This is a genomic window from Microcystis sp. LEGE 08355, from assembly GCF_015207185.1.
Classification (GTDB): Bacteria; Cyanobacteriota; Cyanobacteriia; order Cyanobacteriales; family Microcystaceae; genus Microcystis; species Microcystis panniformis.
In genome coordinates this window covers 1-4209 of record NZ_JADEXI010000410.1, presented here as the reverse complement: position 1 = coordinate 4209, position 4209 = coordinate 1, and the positions used below count along the sequence as shown (strand labels likewise).

The following is a 4209-nucleotide window of genomic DNA, read 5'->3' as shown; positions in this document are numbered from 1 at the left end:
ATTTCGGGGGGAAGGTTCAACAAATCAAAGAAACAAGCGGGAAATCTTTGTAAGAGTTGATAGAAAATACTGTCAGTTTTCACGCAATTAAACTCAAAAAGAGGCCTCTAGTTTAGCAGCAGTTTTTTATTGTGTTCTTCCGGAAGCTCCTGTTTTTGAGCAATTGGGATGACAAAGTAAAAGCTTTTTCGGTAACTTGTCCCCAATTAAAAGAAAGCTTGAGAGATTTTCAGGGTTGCCGATTTTTACTTGATGGCTACCGGCAAAAGATAGCCACCGGCAATTGTATCAATTTGTAAAAGATGGTTGACGTTTGTGCCAATCGGTGGCCTGTTCGTAGGCGTGGGCGACATGAAATAATTGATCTTCGCGCAACACATTACCGACTAATTGTAAACCGATCGGTAAACCTTGCCCATCAAAACCGCAGGGAAGACTTAACCCAGGTAAACCGGCTAAATTGACGGGAATAGTCATTAAATCCGATAAATACATACTCAGAGGGTCCGCCGTTTTTTCCCCGGCTTTAAAGGCTGTGGTCGGTGAAGTGGGAGAAACTAACACATCTACCGATTGAAAAGCTCGATCGAAATCCTCTTTGATCAAAGTCCTTACCTTTTGTGCTTTGAGGTAATAAGCATCATAATAACCCGCCGAGAGGGTATAGGTTCCCAACATAATCCGGCGCTTAACTTCCGCACCAAAACCCTGAGCGCGAGTCTTAGTGTACATATCAATTAAACTATCGGCATCTTCCCGAATACCGTATTTAACCCCATCGTAGCGGGCTAAATTCGCCGATGCCTCCGAGGGAGCGATAATGTAGTAGGTGGGCAATCCGTAACGGAAACGGGGACAGGAAATCTCTTTAATCGTGGCACCCAGGGCCTTTAACTGCTCTAAAGCTTGATTAACTGCCTCGGCAACGACCTGATCCAAACCTTCCCCAAAAGTTTCCTTAATTACGCCAATTTTTAACCCTTTTAAACTGGTTTTCAGGAATTGGCTATAGTCGGGAATCGGCACATTGAGACTGGTAGAATCTTGGGGATCGTAACCTGCGATCGCTTGTAATAAAATCGCCGCATCTTCTACGGTACGACCAAAGGGACCGATCTGATCGAGAGAAGAAGCGTAAGCCACCAAACCAAAGCGAGAAACCAAGCCATAGGTCGGTTTTAGCCCAACAACGCCACAAAACGAAGCCGGTTGACGGATTGACCCCCCAGTATCCGATCCTAGGGCAATCACGCATTCTTGAGCGGCCACAGCCGCAGCTGAACCCCCCGAAGATCCCCCCGGCACCCGGGATAAATCCCAAGGATTAGCAGTAACGTGATAACCAGAGTTTTCTGTGGAACTACCCATAGCAAACTCGTCTAAATTGGTTTTACCGACGATAACTGCCCCTAAATCCCGTAATTTTTGGGTAACGGTGGACTCGTAGGGGGGGACAAAATTCTCTAAAATCCGAGAAGCGCAGGTGGTGGGGATACCCTTGGTGCAGAGATTATCTTTTAATGCGATGGGAATACCTGCCAAGGGATGCAGAGATTCACCTCTGGCGATTTTCTCGTCCACTTTTTGGGCTTGTGCGAGGGCTAAATCCGGGGTTAAATGGAGAAAGCTTTTTACTTGTGGTTCGAGCGCTTGAATCCGTGCGAGAAATTCTGTGGCGATTTCGACGGCTGTTTTTTCTTTATTGACGAGTTGTTGATGCAGTTGACGAATCGAAGTCATGTTCAGTTACCGGTTACAACCACCGTCAGGAGCAAGCAACAACCCCAGACAGCAAAGACTATTTTAGCGTCAGTTTGGCTGTCGGTCAGCTAATCTCCTAAAATTAAGGGAAAGCCTGGGAGGAAAACTAGAGTTATGACTTTTAATATCCGACAATTAGATAATTTAGACTACGATGAAGCCGAACCCTTATTAGAAGATTATATTACTGGAGCGATCGAAGAATATATCAATTCGCCAGAGGGAGAGGCCTATTATCAAGAAAAAGAAGAAGGTGGTGGTTGGATTGCTACCTTGATTGAGTTGGGCTATCTCTATGAAGGTTATACCCTTGCTACCATGACTAAGGCAGATGTGCAAATCTTAATGGAAAAGATTTTACCACGCAAAATTACTATCCTCGATCCGACGGAAACCGAAGACGCTATCCCTGAATTAATTAGTTTTTGGCGATTTTTGGGACGAGAATATAAATTAACTCAGGCTAAGGCTATTATTAAATATTTAGAGCAATTAGGCGATCGATTTAGTCAACTGATGAACGATCCCAACAGTGGCGGTTTTATGAAAAATCTCTTGTTACAAGCGCATCAGCAGGGTTTTGATATCACCAGTCAGGAGGGTTTAACAGCTTTTCAAGAAAAATATAATGCTGAACAGCACGCCAAACAGCAAGCGGCAGCAACATCGAAAAAAACGCCCCCAGCTGTTCCTAAATCGGAAAATGTTCCCAATGCAATGCAGGCCAAATATCAAGAAATTACCGCTATTACCGATAAATTTGCCGCTCAATACCTTAATGAAGAATACGCCCAACTTATTCGCCAATTAACCGCAACTTTAGCTCGTAAGCGTCCCTCTCCCCTAGAAAAAGGTAAGGTTAATTCCTGGGCTGCCGGCATTACTCACGCCCTAGGAATGGTCAATTTTCTCTTCGATCCTAGCCAAAATCCCCACATTTCGGCCACAGAACTTTATCAGGCTTTTGGGGTTGCTCAAAGTACAGGACAAGCTAAATCAAAACAAGTGAGAGATTTACTGAAGATGTCCTATCTTGACTCAGAATGGGCTTTACCAAGCAATTTAGAGAACCATCCTAGCACTACAGTCCGGCAGTTAATCAGTACCATGCTCGGTGATAATTAGGGTTTGCGGCAAAAAGTCTGTTGGTGGAGTTAGACGGCACTCTTGCAGCAGTAGATTCCTGAATAACCCAATCTCGATCGAGTTTGCCGACTAGACTCTAGTTACCTCTCCAGTTAAACTATAGTAGTCAATAGTTATAAAGTTTTAAACGATCACCTATTGTCAGCCTTTTTAACTGGTCACTTTATTACCCACCTATGTTAGACAGTTTCTCCCCCCAAACCTCTAGCGTCGTCCTCGCTTCGGTGGCGGACTATTTCAAAGTCCTGTCGGAAGTCAGTCGCCTACAGATTCTCAGTTGCTTGCAATTAGGTGCGATGAATGGTAAAGAAATCGCCGAAGCTACCGGACTAGGTCAGGCCAATCTCTCCAAACACCTGAAAGCTTTAACCCAAGCGGGAATTATCTCGCGGCAACCCCAAGGAGTCAGCGTTTACTATCAAATTACCGACCCCGTGATCTATGATCTCTGTCAGGTGGTTTGCGATCGCATTAGTCAGCAAATGCGTCAACGAGTCCTGGAATTCGAGAGTCTGCCGGCTTTCCATCTCCCTAAATAAAAATTACCAAACCCTTGACATTTTGCGTCAATTATGATATGGAAAAAACTTCCATGCTCCTAGAAGAACTTTGTCAACGCTATCGGGAGGGAGAAAGAGATTTTCGGGGGATTAATTTGCGGGAAGGCGACTTAACTAATATGGTCCTCCCAGGAGTCAATTTTTGCCGTGCCGATCTGCGACAGGCGCGGTTAGGAAAAATACGCCTTGCGCGATCGCTGCTGAGAGAAGCGGATTTAAGTGAGGCGATTCTCTGGGGAGCAGATTTAAGTCAAGTGGACTTTTATCGAGCTTGTTTACGCGATGCGGACTTAAGCGGAGCTAATCTGATCGAAGCCAATTTAGAAGCCACTTATTTAACCAAAGCCGTCTTAAACGGTGTTAATCTCAACAGTGCTAATCTCCAGCAGGCCCTATTAATCGATGCGGATTTTCGCTCCACTTCCGACCAGCGCACGGACTTAGGCAAAACTAACTTTCGCGGAGCCGATCTCAACTATGCCAATCTGAGCGGCTCCCTGTTATATCGAGCTAATTTCGCCGATTGCCGACTTTGCCGGGTTAATTTTCGTGCCAGTCCCGAAAGAGACGGATTTATTACCGATCTCACCCGGGCCAGTTTCCGGGGTGCGGATCTCAGTTATGCAGATTTGCGCGGGGCAATTTTAGAAGATGTGGACTTAACCGGTGCTGATTTAACTGGGACTTTGTTTTAATCTGGGAAGCTTTTTCAGTAATCAGTAAACAGTAAGCAGTGAAAAGA

At 45.1% G+C, this 4209-nt stretch carries 5 protein-coding genes; 3 read left to right on the top strand and 2 right to left on the bottom strand.

The window, feature by feature from the left end; translation table 11 throughout:
• Both IQ242_RS18080 and gatA read right to left on the bottom strand, forming a co-directional pair.
• Positions 1 to 83 (bottom strand): DUF2887 domain-containing protein (locus tag IQ242_RS18080; RefSeq protein ID WP_155120508.1); only part of this gene is annotated, 83 nt, incomplete at its 3' end.
• Between the two features lie 205 nt (positions 84 to 288).
• The gene (gene gatA, locus IQ242_RS18075) at positions 289 to 1740 is read right to left on the bottom strand and encodes an Asp-tRNA(Asn)/Glu-tRNA(Gln) amidotransferase subunit GatA (RefSeq protein WP_193960925.1); all 1452 of its coding nucleotides are present in this window, start codon (positions 1738 to 1740) and stop codon (positions 289 to 291) included.
• Between the two features lie 135 nt (positions 1741 to 1875).
• Here gatA and IQ242_RS18070 point away from each other — a divergent pair, with 135 nt between their 5' ends.
• The 3 genes from IQ242_RS18070 to hetL all read left to right on the top strand — a co-directional run bounded on the left by IQ242_RS18070 (position 1876) and on the right by hetL (position 4162).
• The gene (locus tag IQ242_RS18070; RefSeq protein ID WP_193960924.1) at positions 1876 to 2886 is read left to right on the top strand and encodes a DUF6398 domain-containing protein; all 1011 of its coding nucleotides are present in this window, start codon (positions 1876 to 1878) and stop codon (positions 2884 to 2886) included.
• Between the two features lie 197 nt (positions 2887 to 3083).
• Positions 3084 to 3446 (top strand): helix-turn-helix transcriptional regulator, encoded by a 363-nt coding sequence (locus IQ242_RS18065; RefSeq protein WP_110578660.1) that lies wholly within the window; start codon positions 3084 to 3086, stop codon positions 3444 to 3446.
• 53 nt (positions 3447 to 3499) lie between these two features.
• Positions 3500 to 4162 (top strand): heterocyst differentiation pentapeptide repeat protein HetL, encoded by a 663-nt coding sequence (gene hetL, locus IQ242_RS18060; protein ID WP_193960926.1) that lies wholly within the window; start codon positions 3500 to 3502, stop codon positions 4160 to 4162.
• Positions 4163 to 4209 lie beyond the last annotated feature (47 nt).